This is a genomic window from Caulobacter sp. SSI4214 (assembly GCF_012184455.1).
Classification (GTDB): domain Bacteria; phylum Pseudomonadota; class Alphaproteobacteria; order Caulobacterales; family Caulobacteraceae; genus Caulobacter; species Caulobacter vibrioides_E.
In genome coordinates, this window is record NZ_SZWJ01000168.1 from 1 (window position 1) to 3,014 (window position 3,014).

The 3,014-nt window shown below is 67.3% G+C and carries 1 protein-coding gene and 2 pseudogenes; 1 reads left to right on the plus strand and 2 read right to left on the minus strand.

All coding sequences use genetic code 11. The features are described 5' to 3' along the window. Positions 1-47 precede the first annotated feature (47 nt). Positions 48-2,189: an RNA degradosome polyphosphate kinase gene (locus FCU40_RS22855; protein WP_235046533.1), complete on the minus strand. Its 2,142-nt coding sequence runs from the start codon at positions 2,187-2,189 to the stop codon at positions 48-50. 103 nt (positions 2,190-2,292) lie between these two features. Between FCU40_RS22855 and FCU40_RS23475 the strand changes: the two are divergent. Further along, a pseudogene (locus FCU40_RS23475) lies at positions 2,293-2,436 on the plus strand (hypothetical protein); the annotation flags it as partial. A gap of 203 nt (positions 2,437-2,639) precedes the next feature. On the opposite strand, the pseudogene FCU40_RS22860 reads toward FCU40_RS23475, so the two are convergent. Further along, positions 2,640-3,014 (minus strand): annotated as a pseudogene (locus tag FCU40_RS22860) (chromosomal replication initiator DnaA); the annotation flags it as partial.

Consider the following 3,014-nt stretch of genomic DNA (forward strand, 5'->3'; position numbering starts at 1 on the left):
CCCGCAGGCCGTCAGCAGCGCCAGCGGCAGGAGCAGGCCAAGAGCTCTCACCCCTTCCGCTTGGGTCCCACGTGGTCGAAGGCGCGGGGCAGGTCGCGGGCGCCGTGGCCCCGGCCCGACAGGCTGGGATTGGTCATGAAGTAGTCGTGGGCCGAGAAGGCGCCCTTGCTGTTCCAGGCCGGATCGCGGGCATACTCGCCCTCGCTGTCCAGCTTCCAGCTCTGGGCCTCGTCGTTGAGGTTGGCCACCATGATCTGGTCCAGCACCTGCTGGTGGACGGTCGGGTTCTCGACCGGAACCAGGCTCTCGACGCGGCGGTCCAGGTTGCGCGGCATCCAGTCGGCCGAGCTGATGAACACCCGCGTCTGGGCGCTGGGCATGGCCGCGCCGTTGGCGAAGGCGACGATGCGGGCGTGCTCCAGGAAGCGGCCGACGATCGACTTGACCCGGATGTTCTCCGACAGCCCCTTGATCCCCGGCCGCAGGCAGCAGATGCCGCGCACGACGAGGTCGATCTGCACGCCCGCCTGGCTGGCGGCGTAGAGGGCGTCGATGATCTGCGGGTCGACGACGGCGTTCATCTTGGCCCAGATGCCCGCCGGCCGGCCTTCGCGGGCGGCCTTGGCCTCGGCCTCGATCATCCTCAGCAGGTCCGGCTTCAGCGTCATCGGCGAGAACGACAGCTTCTCCAGCCGCCCCGGCTGAGCGTAGCCGGTAATGAAGTTGAACAGCTTGCCGCCGTCTCGCCCCAGGGCCGGGTCGCAGGTGAACAAGGAGAGGTCGGTATAGATCCGCGCCGTGAACGGGTGATAGTTGCCGGTGCCGAAGTGGCAGTAGGTCCGCAGCGTCTGGTCGGCCTCGCGGCGCACCACGACCGACAGCTTGGCGTGCGTCTTCCAGTCGACGAAGCCGAACACCACGTGCACGCCGGCCCGCTCCAGGTCGCGCGCCCACTTCAGGTTATTTTCCTCGTCGAACCGCGCCTTGATCTCGACCAGGGCCGTGACGTTCTTGCCGTTGTCGGCCGCCTCGATCAGGGCCGCCACGATCGGACTGTCCTTGGAGGTGCGGTAGAGCGTCTGCTTGATCGCCAGCACGTTCGGATCGCGCGCGGCCTGGCGCAGGAACTGCACCACCACGTCGAAGCTCTCGAACGGGTGGTGGACCAGGATGTCCTTCTCGCGGATCGCCGCGAAGCAGTCGCCGCCGTGGTCGCGGATGCGCTCGGGGAAGCGGGCGTTGAACGGCGGGAACTTCAGGTCCGGACGGTCCGGCGGGATCAGCTCGCTCATCTGGGCCAGGCCCAGCTTGCCGTCGACCAGGATCACGTCCTCGGGCTCGGCGCGCAGGCCCTCGATGATGAAGTCGCGCAGGTCCGGCGGCATGGTGGTCTGGATCTTGACCCGCACCACGCGGCCCAGCCGGCGCTTCTTCAGCCGCGCCTCGAACTCGCGCACCAGGTCCTCGGCCTCTTCCTCGATCTCGAGGTCGCTGTCGCGGATTAGGCGGAACAGGCCCCGGCCCTCGACCTCGTAGCCGGGGAACAGGTGGTCCAAAAAGAGGATGATGAAGCTTTCCAGCGCCATGATCTTGCGCTGGCGCTTGCGGCCGCGGGTCACCACCGACGACAGCTCCCAGAACCGCCGCACCTGCGAGGGGATCGGCGCCAGGGCGTACAGGTGCTTGTCGTCGGCGATGCGACGCAGCTTCAGCGCCAGGCAGAAGCCCAGGTTCGGGATGAACGGGAACGGGTGCGCCGGGTCGATCGCCAGCGGCGTCAGCACCGGGAAGATCTGGTCGAGGAAGATGGCCTCGGCCTTCTTGCGGTCCTCGCCCTCGATATCCTTGGCGTCCAGCAGCTTCAGGCCTTCATCCCACAGCTCGGTGCGGACCTGGCGCCAGATCTTCTGCTGCTCGGCCATCAGCTCGGCGGCCGAGGCGTTGATGCGCGGCAGCTGCTCGCCCGGCGTCAGGCCATCCTGGCTGACCACCCGCACGCCCTCGCGCACCTGGCCCTTCAGGCCGGCCACGCGCACCATGTAGAATTCGTCGAGGTTGTTGGCGCTGATCGACAGGAACCGCAGCCGCTCCAGCAGCGGGTGACGCGGATTGGCGCTCTCCTCCAGCACACGCTGGTTGAAGGCCAGCCACGACAGCTCGCGATTGAAGAACCGTTCGGGCGAGGCCATCCACTCGGCGTCCAGTTCCAGCGGGGTGGGGCTGTCGGTCTGCGGAACGGTGGCGGGCACGGTCAGGGCGGCGGTCTCGGTCATGAAGGCACTCTAGTCGCCAATGTGTCGCGCCATCGTGAACGAGGCAAGTGACGGGAGAAAGACAGGGGGATGTCGCCTGTCTTTCCATCATAAACGCCCGTCATTCCCGCCTTTGTGGCGGGAACCCCTCTATCCGCCGCGGGTGCGGGAGGGGCGGATCGCTAGAGCCTTTAGCCTGAAATCGGAATCGATTTCAGGCGTCAAAAAGGCTCTAAATCAAATATTTAGAGCGTGAGATAAGCTGAAACCGGTTCCCACTTTCAGCCTCACGCTCTAGCGATCCGCTTGCGTCTCACGTGTCAGCTGAACCATGGGTTCCTGCTACCAGGGCGAGAATGACGGAGCTTTAAGAGAAGGGGCAGAGCCTCAACCCGCCTCCTCATCCCCCTCGAAATCCCCCAGCACCTCGCGGGCCAGGGCCTTGTTCAGTTCGCGCCGGCGCTGGTCGGCGGCCTCGTCCAGCAGGTCGGCCGCCGCGATCGCCTCGGCCGCCGAGCGGGGCAGGCGAGCCAGCAGATAGGGATAGAGGTCCGGATCCGGCTTCAACAGCCTCTGTTCGAAGGCCCGCCGCAGCACCGCCTCCAGCACGACATCGTCGGGCGGCGCGATCGCCGCGACGCACAGGGCGTTGAGCCGCGAGCGCAGGTCCGGCACCGCGCAGGCCCAGCCGACCGGCGCGGTCCGCCCGGTCAGCAGCACGGTCCCGCCGTCGACCCCGGCCATCCAGAAGGCCGCCCCGAA

What these genes read in the sequence shown, in the direction of transcription:
- FCU40_RS22855 (WP_235046533.1), bottom strand. Translation starts at nt 2,189, where the DNA reads ATGGCCTCGCCCGAACGGTTCTTCAATCGCGAGCTGTCGTGGCTGGCC.